This window comes from Mycobacterium colombiense (genome assembly GCF_003284935.1).
In the GTDB taxonomy this organism is placed as follows: domain Bacteria; phylum Actinomycetota; class Actinomycetes; order Mycobacteriales; family Mycobacteriaceae; genus Mycobacterium; species Mycobacterium arosiense_A.
Window position 1 is genome coordinate 25,534 of the sequence record NZ_QMEV01000009.1, and the last position, 17,880, is coordinate 43,413.

16 protein-coding genes, 1 tRNA gene and 1 pseudogene are annotated in these 17,880 nt (G+C 61.9%); 7 read left to right on the plus strand and 11 right to left on the minus strand.

All coding sequences use genetic code 11. The annotated features are described in order from the left end of the window. Nucleotides 1–61: 61 nt before the first annotated feature. Together DQP57_RS06760 and DQP57_RS06765 are read right to left on the minus strand one after the other, a co-directional pair. Complete coding sequence (locus DQP57_RS06760; RefSeq protein ID WP_112632277.1) at nucleotides 62–1,573, minus strand: flavin-containing monooxygenase; 1,512 nt, start codon at nucleotides 1,571–1,573, stop codon at nucleotides 62–64. A 106-nt stretch (nucleotides 1,574–1,679) separates the two neighbouring features. Next, complete coding sequence (locus DQP57_RS06765; protein ID WP_066866403.1) at nucleotides 1,680–2,171, minus strand: YajQ family cyclic di-GMP-binding protein; 492 nt, start codon at nucleotides 2,169–2,171, stop codon at nucleotides 1,680–1,682. A 69-nt stretch (nucleotides 2,172–2,240) separates the two neighbouring features. Here DQP57_RS06765 and DQP57_RS06770 point away from each other — a divergent pair. Further along, a tRNA-Tyr gene (locus DQP57_RS06770) sits at nucleotides 2,241–2,324 on the plus strand. A gap of 4 nt (nucleotides 2,325–2,328) precedes the next feature. Here DQP57_RS06770 and DQP57_RS06775 read toward each other — a convergent pair. Both DQP57_RS06775 and DQP57_RS06780 read right to left on the minus strand, forming a co-directional pair. Then, a complete protein-coding gene (locus DQP57_RS06775; RefSeq protein WP_112632278.1) occupies nucleotides 2,329–3,543 on the minus strand; it encodes a tyrosine-type recombinase/integrase in 1,215 nt (404 codons plus the stop codon). 10 nt (nucleotides 3,544–3,553) lie between these two features. Next, a complete protein-coding gene (locus DQP57_RS06780; protein ID WP_112632279.1) occupies nucleotides 3,554–4,039 on the minus strand; it encodes a helix-turn-helix domain-containing protein in 486 nt (161 codons plus the stop codon). A gap of 131 nt (nucleotides 4,040–4,170) precedes the next feature. Between DQP57_RS06780 and DQP57_RS06785 the strand changes: the two genes are divergently transcribed. From DQP57_RS06785 to DQP57_RS06795, 3 genes are all read left to right on the plus strand, one after another. After that, nucleotides 4,171–4,350, plus strand: a complete 180-nt coding sequence (locus DQP57_RS06785; RefSeq protein ID WP_346427293.1) for a helix-turn-helix transcriptional regulator — start codon at nucleotides 4,171–4,173, stop codon at nucleotides 4,348–4,350. Nucleotides 4,351–4,424: 74 nt separating this feature from the next. Then, nucleotides 4,425–5,315, plus strand: a complete 891-nt coding sequence (locus tag DQP57_RS06790; protein WP_112632280.1) for a bifunctional DNA primase/polymerase — start codon at nucleotides 4,425–4,427, stop codon at nucleotides 5,313–5,315. A 20-nt stretch (nucleotides 5,316–5,335) separates the two neighbouring features. Then, nucleotides 5,336–6,526 (plus strand): AAA family ATPase, encoded by a 1,191-nt coding sequence (locus DQP57_RS06795; RefSeq protein WP_165821765.1) that lies wholly within the window; start codon nucleotides 5,336–5,338, stop codon nucleotides 6,524–6,526. Between the two features lie 474 nt (nucleotides 6,527–7,000). Here DQP57_RS06795 and DQP57_RS06800 read toward each other — a convergent pair whose 3' ends face one another. Then, nucleotides 7,001–7,678: a hypothetical protein gene (locus DQP57_RS06800; protein WP_112632282.1), complete on the minus strand. Its 678-nt coding sequence runs from the start codon at nucleotides 7,676–7,678 to the stop codon at nucleotides 7,001–7,003. Between the two features lie 375 nt (nucleotides 7,679–8,053). Here DQP57_RS06800 and DQP57_RS06805 point away from each other — a divergent pair, with 375 nt between their 5' ends. After that, the gene (locus DQP57_RS06805) at nucleotides 8,054–8,278 is read left to right on the plus strand and encodes a DUF2188 domain-containing protein (RefSeq protein WP_112632283.1); all 225 of its coding nucleotides are present in this window, start codon (nucleotides 8,054–8,056) and stop codon (nucleotides 8,276–8,278) included. Between the two features lie 50 nt (nucleotides 8,279–8,328). Here DQP57_RS06805 and DQP57_RS06810 read toward each other — a convergent pair whose 3' ends face one another. From DQP57_RS06810 to DQP57_RS06820, 4 genes and pseudogenes are all read right to left on the minus strand, one after another. Then, nucleotides 8,329–8,820 (minus strand): hypothetical protein, encoded by a 492-nt coding sequence (locus tag DQP57_RS06810; RefSeq protein WP_133259223.1) that lies wholly within the window; start codon nucleotides 8,818–8,820, stop codon nucleotides 8,329–8,331. A gap of 288 nt (nucleotides 8,821–9,108) precedes the next feature. Then, nucleotides 9,109–10,590 carry a 3'-5' exonuclease gene (locus tag DQP57_RS06815; RefSeq protein ID WP_165821764.1) on the minus strand — a complete coding sequence of 494 codons (1,482 nt, stop codon included), beginning with the start codon at nucleotides 10,588–10,590 and terminating at the stop codon, nucleotides 9,109–9,111. A gap of 129 nt (nucleotides 10,591–10,719) precedes the next feature. After that, nucleotides 10,720–10,818: pseudogene (locus tag DQP57_RS27605) on the minus strand (DUF2510 domain-containing protein); the annotation flags it as partial. Nucleotides 10,819–11,324: 506 nt separating this feature from the next. Further along, a complete protein-coding gene (locus DQP57_RS06820) occupies nucleotides 11,325–12,416 on the minus strand; it encodes a hypothetical protein (protein WP_112632286.1) in 1,092 nt (363 codons plus the stop codon). A gap of 858 nt (nucleotides 12,417–13,274) precedes the next feature. Between DQP57_RS06820 and DQP57_RS06825 the strand changes: the two genes are divergently transcribed. Then, nucleotides 13,275–14,132, plus strand: a complete 858-nt coding sequence (locus tag DQP57_RS06825) for a hypothetical protein (RefSeq protein ID WP_112632287.1) — start codon at nucleotides 13,275–13,277, stop codon at nucleotides 14,130–14,132. 513 nt (nucleotides 14,133–14,645) lie between these two features. Then, nucleotides 14,646–16,202 carry a hypothetical protein gene (locus tag DQP57_RS06830; protein ID WP_205869058.1) on the plus strand — a complete coding sequence of 519 codons (1,557 nt, stop codon included), beginning with the start codon at nucleotides 14,646–14,648 and terminating at the stop codon, nucleotides 16,200–16,202. 90 nt (nucleotides 16,203–16,292) lie between these two features. Here DQP57_RS06830 and DQP57_RS06835 read toward each other — a convergent pair whose 3' ends face one another. Further along, nucleotides 16,293–16,934: a recombinase family protein gene (locus tag DQP57_RS06835; protein WP_430918253.1), complete on the minus strand. Its 642-nt coding sequence runs from the start codon at nucleotides 16,932–16,934 to the stop codon at nucleotides 16,293–16,295. A 493-nt stretch (nucleotides 16,935–17,427) separates the two neighbouring features. Next, nucleotides 17,428–17,772 (minus strand): hypothetical protein, encoded by a 345-nt coding sequence (locus DQP57_RS06840; RefSeq protein WP_112632288.1) that lies wholly within the window; start codon nucleotides 17,770–17,772, stop codon nucleotides 17,428–17,430. Nucleotides 17,773–17,880: the final 108 nt, after the last annotated feature.

Genomic DNA, 17,880 nt, shown 5'->3' on the forward strand with positions numbered 1-17,880 from the left:
CGTATTGCGGACATCTGCGATTTAGTAGCAGTTCACGAACACCCGTCCACGCGCGGCGCCGCTAGCCCGCCAGCGGCGCGCGGTCGTCGACCCGGCCGAACACCATCGCCTCCTCGATGCGGTCGAAGCGGTAGTCGAGGGCGTCGGCCAGGTAGTTCTGCCGCACGTTCCATGGCCGCTTGGTGCCCGACTTCGGCAGCATGTGCACCGAGCGCAGCACGTAGCCGGCGTTGATGTCCCACGAGGGCTTCTCGGTCATCGGCTCGTTACCGCGATGCGGGGCGGCGTGGGTGTAGCCGTGAGAGGCCATGTGCTCCATGAGTTTTGCGGTCGCTCGTGCGGTGATGTCGGCGCGCAGCGTCCACGACGCATTGGTGTAGCCGACACACCAGAACAGGTTGGGCACGTCTTCGAGCATGTGCGCCTTGTAGACGAAGCGGTCGCTGGTCTTGATTTCGTTGCCGTCCAGGCTGATCGCGGTCCCGCCCAGCGCCTGCAGCTGCAGCCCGGTGGCGGTGACGATGATGTCGGCGTCGAGGTGTCCGCCGGACTTGAGCGCGATCCCGGTCGCGTCGAAGTGGTCGATGTGGTCGGTGACCACCTCGGCGGATCCCGCGGCGATGGCGTTGTACAGGTCGGCGTCGGGGATCAGGCACATCCGCTGATCCCACGGGTTGTAGCGCGGCTTGAAGTGGGTGTCGACGTCGTAGCCGGGGGGCAGGCTGCTGATCGCCTTGCGCCGCAGCAGCCAGCGCACGAACCCCGGCGCCTTGCGCGACAACGCGAAGAACACCGCCTCGGTCAGGGCGCTGTACATGCGCACGACGAGATGGGCGGGCTTGCGGGGCAACAGCTTTCGGGAAACGGCGGCGACGGTGCCGTACTTGGACGCCGAAATGAGGTAGGTCGGCGAGCGCTGCAGCATGGTGACTTTGGCGGCGCGGTCCGACAACGAGGGCAGCAGCGTGACGGCGGTCGCCCCGCTGCCGATCACCACCACCTTCTTGCCCGTGTAGTCCAGGTCTTCGGGCCAGTGCTGGGGGTGCACCACGGTGCCCTTGAACTCTTCGATGCCCGGGAAGTCGGGCGTGTAGCCCTCGTCGTAGTTGTAGTAGCCGCTGCCGAAGAACACGAAGCGCCCGCGGTAGAGCTTGCGCGCCCCGTCCTGCTCGACGGTGACGGTCCAAGTGTCGGTGGCGGAGTCCCAGTCGGCCGAGCGGACATAGCTGTTGAACCGGATGTGCCGATCGATGCCGTACTTGCGCGCGGTGGCTTCCAGGTACTGGCGGATGTGCACGCCGTCGGCCACGCCCTCTTTCCGGGTCCACGGTTCGAACGGGAACGACAGGGTGAAGATGCTGCTGTCCGAGCGCACCCCGGGGTAGCGGAACAGGTCCCACGTCCCGCCGATCTGCGCGCGCCGCTCCAGCACGGTGTACGTCAGCTGCGGATTGCGCTCGGTGATCCGGTAGGCCGCGTCGATGCCGGAGATGCCGGCACCGACGATGATCACGTCGGTGTACCCGGCCTCGGTCGCATCACCGTCTGCGGCTTGCTGGGGACTCACGGTCATCGCGAACCTCGCTCACATCGTGGGACTCGTCACTAGCCTAGAGACCCACCGGTTGGTCGGGCTAGGAACCCGCGAAACCGCCTCACACCGGCGCGCGCCCGCCCCGTCAGCGGTAGTTGACGAACTGCAGCGCCACGTCCAGGTCGGCCTGCTTGAGCAGCGCTTGGACGGCCTGCAGGTCGTCACGCTTTTTGCTGGTGACCCGGATTTCCTCACCCTGGATCTGCGTCTTGACGGATTTGGGGCCGTCATCGCGGATCAGCTTGGTGATCTTCTTGGCGTTCTCGCTGCTGATGCCCTGCTTGAGGGAGCCGTTGATCTTGTAGGTCTTGCCCGAGGCCTGCGGTTCGCCGGCGTCAAAGGCCTTCATCGAGATGTCGCGGCGGATCAGCTTCTCTTTGAAGACGTCGACGGCCGCCTTGACGCGTTCCTCGGTGGACGACGTCAGCTCGATAGCCTCGTCGCCCTTCCAGGCGATCGTGGTGTCGGTACCGCGGAAGTCGAAGCGGGTGGCCAGCTCCTTGGCGGCCTGGTTGAGCGCGTTGTCGACCTCCTGGCGATCCACTTTGCTGACGATGTCGAACGATGAGTCCGCCATGCATTCCGTCCCTTCATCCGGTGATAGGCGTTTGTGCTTTGTCTACTCGCTCGTTGTAACCTGTCTGGCGGCAGGTTGCCCGAGCGGCCAATGGGAGCGGACTGTAAATCCGTCGCGAAAGCTTCACAGGTTCGAATCCTGTACCTGCCACCAAAGGTCAGGGGCTACATGTCCCGACCGTAGGGCGTCCGTAGGGCGCGGCTGTCCGCAGTGCGTCCGCAGCGGTGTCAAAGGCGTTCGCCACGGCGTCCAGGTCATCGGGGAACAAATGGCCGTATTTGTCCAGCGTGAGCACCGCTGATTTGTGCCCGAGTAGTTTCTGCACCACCTTGACATTGGCCCCTTCGCGGATAGCCAGAGAGGCACACGTGTGCCTCAGGTCATGCAGCCGAAGTTGGTTTACACCACCCACCGCGGACACCGCCTTCGCGAAGGCATAGCGGGCTTGCCCGATTGTGAGGTGACCGCCGCGGGCGGATTGGAATACCAGCGCGGCCTCGCCGCGGTCCTTGATTTCGGTTTCCAGCAACCGAGCCACAAACGCCGGTACCGGTACGGTGCGGGCGGTGTGGTTTTTCGTCGGCCCCTCCACGAGCCCCGTCTTCCGCACATGGGTAACCGATAGGCGTATCCGTATTCGACGGGCGGTTACGTCGACATCGGCGACTCGTAGTGCAGTAGCCTCGCCGAACCGCAGGCCGCAATAGCCCAGTACAAGGATTAGGGTCCGCAACCGCCCTGCAGCCACCGCGACTCGGTGCAGCTGCTCGTGGGTGAGATAGCGTTGCTCGGTTTCTGGTAGCCGGGGAAGTTCAATACCTTCGGCGGGGTTGGTGGTCAGATGCTTGGCCCGCACTGCAAACTTCAACACTGCACCGACCAGCTGATGGGCCTGCCGGACCCGAGATGCACTCAGCCCCTTACCCTCAAAGCGCGATGACCCGTCCACCGAGAGGCCGCTGATCCACACCTGAAGGTCGTCGAATTCGATCTCGCGCAGCGAGACAGCTTCCCACCGGGGCAGCACCACCGTGTCCAACAGTGAGCGATACCCGGCCACTGTCTTGGGTGCCCTGGCGGCCTTAGTGGAGATCCACCGCTGGGCCATCACCCCGAAGGTGACACCAGAGAGTGCGGGGTCAGTCCAGGTGCCCGTTACCAGATTGCTTACTTGCTTGTTAAGCCATTGTTGGGCGTCCGCCTTGCGGGAGAACCCCTTGGCATGTTCTTTCCCGCGGTCATCCACGTACCTTGCGCGCCAGCGGCTTCCCTTGCCGTAACCTGCACTCTGCTCGGTGCGGATAGTGCCATCTACATCGCGGATGGTCTTCGTCCAGCGATCCTCGACTCCGGCCCTTGGGTTGCGCTTCACCGGACGTCACCTACTCACGCTGCAAGGAATCCCTCGACGCAGATACTAACTCCGCTAACGTCTTTCGCGCGGATTTCAGGTGGTTTAGAGCGTTGTAGCCGATCTCTCGGAGATTGTCGGCACCCTCAAAGCCGTCCGGGAGCTCGTCTAGCGGTTCCTGAACAGTTCGCATGACCGGCCCCACCATGAGGTACGACTCGTGAGCGCTGGACACCAGCATCCCTAACCGATATGCGAAGTCACTGCTCTCGCTGACGATTTCGCGACCAAGCAGGGAGTCGAGCGAGACCTCAAACAGGTCGGCGATACCCACCGCCTCGTTAATTCGCACCGACCGGTCGCCGGTCTCGATCTTCGCCACAGTTGTTGGATGCATCGGTTGGATGCCTTTGTCCACCAACATCTTCGCCATCTCCGCTTGGGACCAGCGCCGACTCTCTCGCAGCGTTCTGACCCTTTTCCCGAAACGTTCGTCCGCCCACTTCTGTGTTCCCATTTCCGCAACTTTTCTAATTCGGCTTGACCGTCATGGCAAGCGCAGTCACACTGACGGTATTCCCAAAAACAAGGATATGACAAATTGGGAAGGAAGGGAACCTGCTCGGTGCGTAAGGAAGGGACCGTCTGGTGGACAAGGAATTCATGGGTGCACTCGATTTGGAGAAGTGGACCGGGACCAAGGCCAGTACCTGGCGTTATTGGGCATGCATCGGCATCGGACCGACCAGCTTCAAAATTGGCAGGCGGCGCGTTTGGAGAAAGTCTTCGGTGCTGGCATGGCTGGCGGAACAGGAAGCAGGGCGGTGACGCCAACCGTCGGTATGCCGCGGTGACGGCGGCCTGCGCCAGCAGCAACAGGGCCAACGCCCGGCGGAGAATCCATGACTAACTGGTACAGAATCGCCCCAAACAATCGCGAGGTAGCCGTCATTTACCGGGAATATGGGTTCGCGACCATTCCGCTGTTCCCTCACAGCAAGGTCCCCGCAATACGCAACGCCCACCCCTTATTCAGCCCAGAGAGCCGAAAGTGCCGCGGGGAATGCGGATTGCAGGGCCATGGGTTCTACGACGCCAGCACCGACGTGCAGTGGGCTGAGCGGTACTGGACTGATCATCCCGACCACGGGATCGGTGCCCGGCCCCGCCCTGGCCAGATTGTCCTCGATATCGACCCGCGGCACGGTGGCGATGTCGCACTGGCCCAGCTGGAAGCCGAGTACGGTCGCCTGCCGGAGACGATGACCACATACAGTGGCCGTGGCGACGGCGGTCGCCACCTCTGGTTCGACGGCGTTCACGGACCCGTACGTAGCAAGCTGTGCCGTGGCGTTGACATCCTCTGCCACGAGCGAAATTTCGTCGTCATGCCACCGAGCCAGCATTTCCTCACTGAAAAGCCCTACACCTTCAGGATGCCGGTGGCCGACATCGCGGCCGCCTCGCAGTGGCTGACCGAGATGGCCGCGGAGCCCGGGCCATCGCCGCAGAATCGCCCGCGGCGTTACGCCAGACGTTTGTCTCCCGCGGCGGCCAGGTGGAACTGCCGCGGCCTCGTACGTGCAGTTGCGAACGCCGCCGAGGGCCAACGGCATTCGACCTTGTACTGGGCAGCATGCCGCGCTGCCGAGGACGGACTGCTCCAAGAGGACAATGCCGTCTATACGGCCCTGGCCGACGCCGCTTCTGGTGCCGGACTGCCGTCTTCGGAGATCGAGCGGACGATCAGCGATGCGATCGCAACGGCCCTCATGCAGGAGAGCCGATGGTGATAAGCGGACCCTGCCGCGAGATGCAGTTCGAGACGATGGGCAGCAGTAGCACGCGTCCGGGCCGCGACCTCGACCCGCAGGACGAGATCGAGTACCACCTCGGCCAACTGCGCGCCAGGCACGAGGCGAAGCTGCGTTTCGACGAAGAGATCCACCCTCCGTCTCCCATTCCGCCGATCCGGCGCTTGATCGACCTACTCGGTGAACCCGATACCGACTCTCAGTACCGCATTGACCGGCTAGCACCAGCCCAAGGACGTGTGCTGCTGTCGGCCCAATATAAGGCCGGGAAGAGCACCCTCGTTGGGAACCTACTGCGATCTCTTGCCGACGGCGACCCATTTTTAGGCCGGTTCCCGGTGACCACTCAATCGCACCGCGCCTTGCTCATCGACAACGAACTGTCGGAGAACATCATGCGTCGCTGGCTCCGAGACCAAGGCATCATCAATACCGACTGCGTAGACGTCGTCACCTTGCGAGGCCGTATCGGCGCGTTCAATATCCTCAACGAGGGCGTGCGGGCGGAGTGGGCCCAACGCCTCCGCGGGGCCGATTACCTGATCCTGGATTGCCTGCGCCCAGTGCTGGACGCCCTGGGCCTCGACGAGAACCACGATGCCGGGCGGTTTCTGGTCGCCTTCGACGCGCTGTTAGCGGACTCGGGAATCAACGAAGCCCTTGTGGTGCACCACATGGGTCACTCTGGGGAACGAGCCCGCGGTGATTCCCGGCTGCAGGACTGGCCCGACGCAACCTGGCGACTGGTCCGAGAGAAAGACGAACCCGACTCGCCGCGGTATTTCACCGCCTACGGGCGCGACGTCGACATCCCAGAGGGCTATCTGCAATTCGACGTTGACACCCGCCGGTTGACCTACACCGACGGCACCCGCCAATCCCGTGCGCGCAAAGCTGATGAGCAGGAGGTGCTCGACGAGATCGTCGAAATCCTCGTGGAGCAACGAATCCACGGCGACGTCACCGGGATGAGCCGGAATGGAATTCTCTCTGCCGCTAAAAAGTACGGCCGCTCCGCCCGCACAATCGACCCTGCCCTGGCGCTCGGTCTTCGGCAGGGCATTCTGAGCTGCGCCGCAGGCCGCCGAAATGCACATATGTATTCGTTGGCGAATCCCTGCTCGGTGTGCTCGCGACCAATTTCGGGCCTTGCCCGCGGTGTCCACCCCGAATGCGGGGCTGGTAAGTGAGTAAGCGCGCGGCCACCCTCGTTGCCGCACCCGGTTATACCCCATTTGACCAGGAAAAATGCGATAGATCGCAGCACCGAATGCGGCCACTAAGTGCGCGCGCTCGGGTTACTGCCCCTACTCGGCTAGCACTGAGTGCAACGATTGCGCCCCTTAGGGGCGCAGTCACTCAGTTAGCAGTGGTAGCGAACTCATACGGGAACCCTGCCGTGTTTCTTTAAGGTGCCCCGTCGGACGACATCACTGCCTTCGGCCACCCGCGCCGCGGCATCCCGGGCATCGCCAGCGCGTACCGAGCGGTTATGTCGCAGGCACCGACAAGCTACTGAGGCAACCGCGCCCGGACAGGCAATGGCGCTAGGCCTGAATTTCTGTTGCAGCACGGCGTTCCGCGGTATCGGTGAAGTGTGACCTCGACCGAACGGCCAAAATCCTCGCCCACCAGCAGGACACCCGGTATGGAATGCACCCCCTTCAGGCCAGTGCGGCTGTTATACCGACGGCGACATCGTGGCGAACTGCGGGGTCAACCGTCAGGTGCATACCCAGCTCGGTGATCCTGCCGTCCCGTGGATGCCAGGGGCGACTCTCTGAGGGATCGCGCCCGAGCAGCGGTTCCAATGCGTCGATCGTCGGCTTCCATAGGTTCAGCCAGTTCCTGCTAGGGCCAACGAGAAAAGCGAGTTCCAGCTTGACCGATCCATCTGGAAGTTGTCGTTCACCGGCGACCGCGGCGTGGATCTGCTCCTTGTATGCGGTAGCCGATGTCGACGCAGTCGTTCTCGCGACAACCACGTCCACCGATGGCGGAGGAACCGCACGCGCGGCGTCGATTCGCACGAAGGACTTCTCGCTGTGTTGCTTGGTGCACCACACCGACACCAGGCCGGGATCCTTCAACCGATTGGCGAGCGGATGGGCGTAATTGTCGAGGTCCGCCGCGGAGAGAAGATCCCTTCCACCTGGAATCCCGACGTCAAGTCGCAGCGTCCACGGACTGTCGATCCGCGAGTTGGCGATAAGCGCTTCGGTGTCATCGAGAAAAGCTCGCAGGCGAATCTGATCTGGATCATCCGCCTTGTTCCATGATGCCAACCGAGGTGTGTGTCTCAGCCGGTAGGGGTCGGTGTCGGGGCGGGCGTACCAGCGCATCCTGGCAACATAAGGTCGGCCACCGACAGCTGGTCACGAGGGGGTGGCTGAAAATCCTTTGCAGCACCCTCGCGGGAGTGGTGCTCTTAACGTCTCAACGCCGCGGCATCCCGGGCATCGCCAGCGCGTACAGGGCGGCGATGCTGCAGGGCCGGGGAAGATCCTGAAGCAACCGCGCCCGGACCGGCAATGGCGCTGATTCTTTAGGTCGGAATTTCTGGTGCAGCACGGCGTCTCGCTGGCGTTCGGGAAATTTTGGCCGCTCTTTGGACGCCGGAATTGCACCGTGTCTGGGGGTAATGAGAGTCGCTCGGACACTTATGTCAGTCCGAGCTGGACAATGGAGCAAGTAGTTAACCCGAGTAGGAGAGCGACATGGCCAAGGGCGACATCAGCACGTACTACGAAGATGGGACGTGGAAATCGAAGGTCGAAGGCAGTAGCCGGGCGGCGCACACAGGAGGAACCAAGGCCGAGCAGCAAGCCGTCGGTCGTCAGATGGCGAGGGATCGAGGCGTGGAGCACACCATCCATAACAAGGATGGGCAGATAGCCGAGAAAAACTCGTACGGCAACGATCCTTACCCGCCCAAAGGATGATCCGAGCACGGTTTGTTATCGCCCCAGCTCGGACACCAGCAACGGCTCGGTTACTGCACTTCGCCCAACCTGTCCGCTGTCGCGGGACGGGAAGCTGCGGCTATCGCCGGAGCCTCGCCTAGCGCCCGCTCGAAGGCGTCGATTGTTAGCACGACGTGGTCGTGTATCGCGGCTGCCCTCTTCAGCTCGTATTCGGTAAACGTTCCCCCCGACTGTTCGAGCCGGGCTCGTATCCGGTTGATGTGTTGGATGCCCAATAGAGCACCCTCGAACAGCTTCCAATCATGAGTCGAAAGTCCTGCCGCCAGTACGCCAGCCTGCTCGGCCAAGTTAGTCGTGGGCAAAACATCCTGCTCTGGGCCCCAGCTGCCGGTCTCCGATATCGGCGCGACGATCGCTTTAGCAACGTATAACTCGCTGGTCACCAGTCGAACAGCTGTGCGCAGCTTGGCTTTTTGCTCTCGCCGCTGTTGCCATTGATCGCGCGCGACTTGAAGCATCGCACCGACTATTACGCCGAGGATTCCAACGAAGACTGTCAAAGCAGAGATCCTTTCGCGCGAGGTTTCGCAGCTCTGTCTATCGCACGGGAACGGAAGCCTGTCGGTTTTGGTGAAGGTGCTCGGGGGCCCCAATAGGGGCTTGGTCTCAATGGTCCGGCCGTGGTGATGGGCCCGACCCGGGTAAACAGCTGGACCTTGTCCTGCTGGTTAGTCAACACCCAATCGTCACACGTCCGACCGATGCCAGGAGCTGAGAGCCGACATCGACGTGGCACTCGATGACGGTATTCGCTGCAGCGTTCGCATCGACGACAGCAAGGATCTGCATTACGCCCGCACCCCGGCATCCCGACTGACACAAGCTGGGCAGCGGTGAGGCTGGCGGCCGCGGACCCGCGGGCGCTCCCAGGTCTCCAGACAGTCTGCGCAGACTAGTGTTTGCATGGCTGGCGGAGGCGCCGCAGCGACGTTGTCCTTGAGCAGTTGCCGCTTCGCCGTCGGGTCCGGCTTTCGTGCCGCTCCGCGGCATCCGGGACATACGGGATTGCTGGAGCGGCGGGCCGCCATCCACGAAGTGCCGCACTCTCTGCACACCTGGGCGACACCGGCAGTCGAAAGTCGGGTCACGGCCAGCGGAGACCCAGTGGTTAGTGAGTGACGGAAGTCGGCGAGAGTGGCGACCGGAGTTCCGTGACGGCGAGCGTTACTAATCTTGGACGATTGGGAGGCGACGTCAGCAGTAATGACTAGGTCGCATGATTTGGTGAACGAGTCTTTGGCAATGATGCCGTGCTCGCGGGCTTGGGGGTATAAAACGGTCTCACGGTCGATCAAGTTGCCTGCGCCGTCGACCGCGGCACCCGTGAAACATACCTGCATACCGGGTTGGAGCGTGATTTCGTCTTTGACCAGCCGGTAGGGGGTGGTGCGGCGGGTTACCAGCTGATCGTCGAGGTCGAGCAGCGCCGCTAGCCTGCAAAGCTGATCGAGTTCAACGTCCGTGACGATGGAGTCTTCCAGTGCGGCGTCGATCAGTCCGTTGAGGAATTCACGATGCGCCCGCTCGCGGCGACGGGTATCGAGGCCGAGTTCGTCGGCGAGATGGGCCAGTTCACGTCGTTCGGCCGCGGTGAGTTGCAAATCTGCTACGGCCCGGTCGAGCAAGGTCACATACGTTGCCACGTCGGAGTGGCTGCAAACGCCGCGGGCCAAGTCGGCGAGGTAGGGGGCCTCGGCTCTGACCTCGGTAAATCCATCGCGGGTCAGTATGCGCCGGGGTAGCTCGTCCTGCACAGGTCGGGCAACAGCCGGATGACAAGTTGTCGTAAACGCCTCAGCCACGGCCAGCAGAAGCTGGCCGGTAGACCGGGCGTCGTACAGAGCACGGTGTGCACCCTGCTGGGCGATGCCGTATTCAGCGCACGCAACTCCAAGTTTGCAACCGGTGGCGTCCAGGGTGTCTAATCCCTGTCCCCAATCAACATCGATTCCCGCACGGACCAACTCATGGCCGAGCATTCGAGTGTCAAAGCGCAAATTGTGGGCAACAACAACCGCCCCTGTCAGGCGCGCGGCGACATGTCCAGCGATGTCGTCAAACGCCGGAGCATCGACCAGCATTGAGGCGGTGATGCCATGGATCCAGGTCGGTCCCGGATCGCGGTAGGGGTTCACCAGCGTGTCGAACTCGTCGATCACCCGCCCCGAGGCGTCCATGACCATGATGGCTATCTCGACGACCCGGTCGGTCCGGTAAAGGCCTGTGGTCTCGACATCGATGACCGCTAAACGATCGACACCGGCCAGCACGTCTTCGAGACCGCTACGGTTGAATTCAGTTCGGGCATCATCAACTACGGCCGTGACACGTTTCGTCGACCCGACCGTTTCGCGACTCGGAGGGAAGGTTCCGGCGACGGGCTCGGGTCTCGCCTGCGGCGCAGGAGGGTGCGTCCACCCGGTCCACCGTGCTCCATCCCACCACCGCAGCTCGGCCTCGCGCCAAGGATCGGGATACCAATTAGCCGGTGCAGACACGCCGCAACCCCAGTCCGGTGCTCAACGTCGATATTCGGTGGTGTGACCGTACAGAGGACGGTTCAGAGTGTGCGGCAATTCGGCCAAATTGGACCGATGATCTGGTCTGTCGCCCCGTCCACAGTGTCCGAGGCTTTTCGCGCACCAGGCGATGACGGCACATCGCCTGACAATCGGCCGCGGTGACGGCGTCGACTTGGCCCAAGGGGAGCTGTACCTTCACCTCGCTGATCAGGACACCGGCAGCCGACCCGACTCATCGATCGTGGATGGCAGCCGCTGCTGGCGTAGGCCAACATTTACTTCACCGACCACGTGATAGAGATGATCGTCGGTGTGGACACGCCGACGAGAATCGGCCCGCCGTGCTTGGTCACGAGAACTTCGGGCGACTACCGCTGCCCGCTTTTGCCCGCCATCAACCACGACGATTCCGGGCAATATGGCGGGGTTCGGTGGATTGGCGGCGCTGAAGCCGAAACCCAGGAGAATTTTGCGCGGCGGGGTTATGCGTTTGGTGGTGGATTGACGTGGTATTGGAAGACACAGCCGTCATCCCACTTCCGTTGGCGATGATACTTTCCGGTATTGGCTACGGTGATAGCAATTATGCGACCCTCGCCCACCTCGTTTTCGCTGACAGTCCAGGTGAAGCTGACTCGTTCGCCTCTCGTCTCAGCGATCACGGGGTAGTAATCTCCGTGGCCTGCCATGGAGGGTGTCTGATCGCCAGGTACCGAGTAAGCCGTCCAGATGAGTTCGCGCCCGCGCGGGTCGGTAGCTTCCAATTCGAACGTCACCGTATTGCCGACTTCGAGCCGCGGCGGTGGGCTGAACGGATCCACCTGAGAAACAGACAATGACGGGTTCGACGGAGCGACCGTCCCCATTCCGTCGCGTGCGGAGTTCAAAGATGGGTAGTGACGATGCGGTCCATCGTTCATGGCCTTGTAGCGGGCAAGCTGGTTTCGAATCTGCCCTGCAGCCCCGGCCAACAACAGCCGCTCCGCAGCAAACACGGGGCGCGAATGACCTATCGAGTTTCGGATGTCCAAGATGATGCTGAGGTAGACGTCGGTCCGCTTCTTGTCTTGAAGGACGGGCTTCACTGCGTCCCAGTTCTTGTTGATGGTTTTTTCGAGCTGGTAGATCTCGGTGTAATCAAGCATGTCCTCGGCCACAGTGATGCCGTCGCGGCGCTTGTCTTCTTCGGTCTGCTTTTCCTTTAATTTTGCGACTTCATCCTGGGTCAAGTCCTTGATCCACTCCGGTACCGCGAGTCTGATCACCTCCCTCAGTGCGGTCTCTGCGGAGACGAGCTCTGCGTAGGCGTTGATGTCTGGTGAAGGGCTTTCGGCTGGCTCGTTGTGCGTCTTCTCGGGTACGTCAAGGGTGAAATGCCTCCCTAACGCAGCGAGGCTGTCGTCGTCGGCGTCCTCCAAGAGGGTGTGAAACAGGTGGTCGGGTGACCGCTTCGTCTGAATGCCGAACTGCTTGATCACCGCTGCGTGCACAGCCGTCGAGAATTGGTTCTCAAGCTCGGAAACCAGCTGAGACGCGAGCCGTACGCGATCACTGGCGGAGAGCCACTTTGACATCGCCGAAGTATCGCATTCGATGCTGACGGAGCTTGGCCGCGACTCGGCACCCTAGGGCTTTCTAGGCTTCACTGATCGTGGGGCTCACTCCGACATGGCTGTTGACGATTCGCAGGGAGGGCATACGAGTCGGAGACGGTACCTTCGCGACCAAGTGATCAGGATTGGTCGAGTGCGTCAAGCACTTTCGGTACGCATAGCGGCCGCACCGCTGCCAGGTCCACGTCCATCCTCCGGCAATGACAGGCCGCGGCCCCAGCTGCTTGGTCAGTGCTGCGTGAGGTTGGTCAGTCATGCCGGTGGCCCCTTCCCGGACTGAGCTCGGTGTCCACCACCGGTGCAACACAATTTTATGGCCTACGAGTGGCTCCGGTATGGGCAGAACCCCATGTCCTTCCCCGCGCCCGGTGCAGTGTGCTCGGCGTGGTGTTGACCGTCGACCTTTGTAGCAGCGCCATAATCGGGCGTGACAGTTGGGGATTGCGCTGGGATTCCGCTTCAAGATGAAGCTGATACGTTCCGTCACGGGGCGGTTTTCTTGCTTCGGAGCGAGCCGAATACAAGCGCCTCGGTATCGCTTGGCGGATGGACAACAGCCGTTGCAGCTCAATCCAAGATTGTCGTCACATATGGCCCTTCCTCGTCGACTGGTTTCGACGGAACGCACACGCAAGCACTGCGAGCAGCCAACAGCGGCCTCGATTACATGTGCATGCGCGGTTGGTGCAACGCGGCTCGTATTGATTCTGACGATTGCCTGGTGTGGTGGGACGACCGAAGTGTAGGAGTCATTCTTCGCGCAAGGATCATCTACACGACAAGGGTACAGTTCAACGCCACCGCGACGGTCACCGACCAATGCGGGATCCGGTGCCTCCCGCGCCGCTACCAACCCCGGCCCAGCACGACGCGCTGCGCTTCATTCGGATGGCACGCACCTCGGAATACCTCTTCGATGCCTACCGGAACATGTTTCTCGCCTTGGAGCGCTTGCTGAGTGACGTCCGACCCCGACGGATGCGCCCAAATGGACGGCCCGCCGAGTCGGAAAAGGATTGGTTCACAGCGGCACTTCAGATGGCCGACTCGCTCGTCGCTGTCACGAAGCTTGCGCCTGCGGGTGAGGCAGCGCCGATCGACTGGATCTACACCAACATGTACGCCGACGAACGCTCTGCACTGATGCACGCTAAGCCAGGGCTATATCTCCTGCCGCAAGACGATACGGGCCGCACAGAACTGCGGGCCTCGCTACAGGTGCTTTGGGATTACGTTCGCGAGTTGGCTAACGCGCTTCTTGGCGTTGGGCACACCAAAAGCGGCTTTTACCACTCGGGTTGGGAATACCTCTTCAAGCCGACGTTCGACAACATGGCGATCTTCGTGACGGATAAAGACCTTTCGGCCGCCTACTCAGATAAGAAGACCGCGGAGATATTGCGCAACAACATCATTCAGCTGCCCGCCAGCGAAGCAGTCCAGGAGGGGCCCATGTTCATGGCGCGGTTGGGGACTATCGATGCCTCCGACCTGCAATCCCTGGACGGGATACATGGCATGGGTGCAGCGGCCCCGATGCCAGTCGGCGGAGATCCGTTTTCCTTTAGCTCGGAGCTGCCTGGGCCGATTGTGCTAGGAACATCAATAGCGCGATTCGAGATCGCCGCGGGCATCCGCAACCTCAATCCGGAAGATCTGCAGAGCTTTTCGGCTTGATAAGACCAGCGACCACCGTTGATCAGCGTGTCCGCCCGAGGGCCAAACCCGCCACAGTCTCGCAGTGCCGTGCTCCTCGCTTGTCGAGGATCAGCCCGCGGAGCCCGGAGACCCCGAGGTCTTGGTAGCCGGTAAGAACAGGAACTTGGTTAAGTGAGCCGGACCCATGCACCTCATCGGAGCAGAGCACCCGTCAGCACGGACTCGTAGGCCGCGGCCACACTGCCCTTGATGAGGATCGCGCCACCATCGCAAATTGTCTTCCACCGGTGTCGGCGTTAGTCACGAAGCCGCCGACCCCCCCACACGTAGGCGGCGACGGCTGTGTGTGTAGCTCGCACGCGCAGACTCGGCTGCAGCGATCTCGAACACGCCGTCCATTCGTCATAAGGCCCGATCTTCGCCGGTGTCCGTCATAGGCACCAGTATGCAGACGGCGGTGACGTCGTATCCGAGTGAATCACCCAGAGCGGCGCCCTCCGGCCGTCGGTACCGGGTGACATCATCGGGTTCATGACGATCACGATCCCCAGCGGCCAGCCGAACAATCGGTTCATGCGGTATGTTCGCCCGCCGCTCAAGGAGTCCGAAAACATTCGGCCGCTGTTTCCGCTCCGGCCCGCGACCAGGCCGCTGCGGCTGGGGATCGACGTCACGACCGTGCCAAGTCCGCCCAATGGATACTTGGCCAGGTTCCTGCGGCGCGACGAAATCGAGGTGCAACTCCTGGTCCCCGACGGAGCAGAGGTCCCCAGCGCTTGGGCCGATGTGCTGCATGAGCCCGTGGTCCGTCAGATCGGGTTCGCATCGGTGGAGAGCGCGGCGCGGGAGCTCGACACCGTGGTGTTCGGCGTCAAAACGGAAAGCGCACAACAAAGGTCGGCGACTCGGGTGCACTTCTTCGACGTCTACCAGCAACTCGATGCTCAGACCGCACCAGCGAACGCGGACCCGCTTAGCCTCGACCAACGACACCACGCGGCCGCATATGCCGCCGCGGCGGGTGCGGTAGGAATCGATGCCGTCGTGACCAACGCACCCACTGCGGGACGGTCTGATGTCGCCGACAATGATTTGGTCGCCAGTGTGACCCCGGACGACGCCGTAGCCCTCATCGGCCACTACCTGCGAACGACCGCGAACCCGATCGTGAACCTGCAACGCGGATCGCTGGTCGGCGGCGGCTCCTGGGAAACGACCGAATCTACCGCGACCATCGCGAACTTCTACGACTGGGGCGTGGTATCTGCAATGCCTTACTTCGACGTTTTCCCTACCATCGCCAGCCGCCAGGGTGACGTGGAGACGGTCACCGCGCTCAAATCGATACGGGTCCGGCTTGCCCGCGCTGCCCGCGCCCTCGACCACATGCTCGCGGCGCTGTCCAACCCGGCAACTGCCAAGCAGGGACCGGACGTTGTCGAGACCGCAGCCGAAGCATTCGACCGGGAACTGCTCTACCTCGCGGCCGCCTTTGATATCTACGGGAGGCGCTACCCGCTGCTTATCGACTCCACCCGCGACCCGTCGAAGTTCCGTCAATCCCTTGATGGGCGAGGGTATCTCACCGATCACCTGAACAAGGAGTACGACGCTGCTGTGTTGGCGGATGTAGCCCGGCTTCATGTCTACGCGGGTGTGTGCAAGGTCCTGCGCAACCACATCCACGACGGCATCCTGCCGGTCGATCAGCACCCTGGACGCCACTACGGCAGCTTGGTGAACATCGCCCTCAACCTCGACGTCATGCCCGAACTCGCGCCCGGCGCGAACAACGGCATGGATCAAGAACACTTCGATGCGCTCGGGACATGGACTACCGAACCCATCAAACCCTGGGACACCCCGGTGACGGTGGCCGACCTCGCCACGGCGGGATTCACTCTGATGGGGGCCGGGCTGGCGCTCGTCGAGGCGTTCACCAAGCTCATCTTGCGGAACAAGCCCAAGTCGGCGTCGGCGCCGAGCCCATTGCTTGGGTGTGTTCAAGCTCGACCCGGCGAGACCGAACCTCCACCGCCAGAGCGTGCAGTATTCCACCAAGCCCTTTTCGGATGGCACCCCGCATGAGCAAGTGAGCTCAGCTTAACCCTGGTCGCATAAGGTCACGTGGCTACGCGGACGCTGGTCGCCTGCGGACGACGGTGTGGTGGAGGACGATTAGACGACCTCCTCGGCGAAATACCGGTACAGGGTGGCGCGGCTAACCCCGAGGAACTTCGCAATCGTCTTCCCCGTGTGGCCATCGGATTTCATCCGCTTGGCGGTCATGATGTGCTCGGCATCAACCACCTTTCGTGGTCGCCCGAAGCTGGTGCCGTTAGCGCGAGATGCTGCCCGCTTCAACGCTGTTCGTTCCTTAATGAGCTCCCGCTCATACTCGGCTAACGACCCGAGGACTCCGATCATCATGCGTCCCGCCGGAGTTGACGAGTCGATGCCATCGCTGGTGGAAATCAATTTGACGTCCCGGTTGGTCAAGGCCTTGACCGTCTCCAAGATGTGGAGCGTGTTGCGTCCGAGCCTATCGAGTTTCCAGACCACGACGGTATCGCCCTCACGGACGTAAGCCATCAGCGCGGCCAGACCGGGGCGGTCATCACGGGCACCGGACATGATGTCGGAGAACGTCTTCGACACCCCGGCCGCGGCGAGTGCGTCGTTCTGTTGATCGAGAGTTTGGGTGACGGTCGAAATGCGGGTGTAGCCGATCCGCTGGCCCGCGGTCACCGAAGCGCGAGACGACTGCTCCATAAATGTGGTGAACGGGATTTTCGCGGCATCTATTTCTGCGACCAACATTTGAGACACCGCCACCTGCAGTGTCGAACCGGCAGCGCTTACCGCTGGACGATGTCTCGAATGTGGTCATATTTGAGACAGCCCAACGCCCGCAATGCCGACCGAAGTATCCGGTGGGAAAGACTCCGGAAGGAGTGGAACGCGGCGCGGGATATTTTCTTCTTCAGCTACACGTTGATCCCGCCTAGGGAGGCTTGGAAGCCTCCTGGCATTGGCGCCGATTAGCACGAATCGCTGATAAGGGCGAATGATGGTGTACCCGGCGAACGTCTGACCATTGGTCAATGGCATGGACGAATACTAGGTGTTCGCCGCAGAACATCGGCTCCACTTGAGGGAGCCAGCGCCTATGCCCGAACGCTAAGTAGGCCCTAGGGCAGCAGGTAGGTAAATAAAGCCAGTGGCTTGTATTGCACCGTTGCCGATTGCCAGCGCCACAGTTATCACCAGCATCGGGAATACCGGAGCTGCAGCCGATGCAAGAGCAGTCGCTCTACCGGAGCGACGCGGTTTCAGATCCGCCTGTGTTTTGGTTGGTGATTACCGCGCTGGTGTAACGGAAGTCGGGAGGGGTTGCGCCGGTGAGCGTAATCGTAACCGGAGAATAGGTCGCCGAGCCTTGCGCACAGTTCGGAACGCAGGCTACCCGGAACTCGATGCCGGTGCCTCTTGCGCCAGCGCCGCCCCAGCTGGTCCAGACGAGGTTGTCGATGTTCCAGGTGTTGTCGCCGAGCAACATGATGTGTTGCGGCTTGACTTGCGGCCCCTGGCAGCAGTCAACCACCACCGGTGTCCCTTCATCGGCCGATGCGACAGGCAGATTCCAACCGGCGGTCATCAACAGGATCGATAGCAGACATCCGCCCGAAACCCATCCTCGAAAATGCGGCGCTGATCCATGGCTAGGGCGTGAGACATTCTCATGCCGCAAGTAAATCCTGTTCAC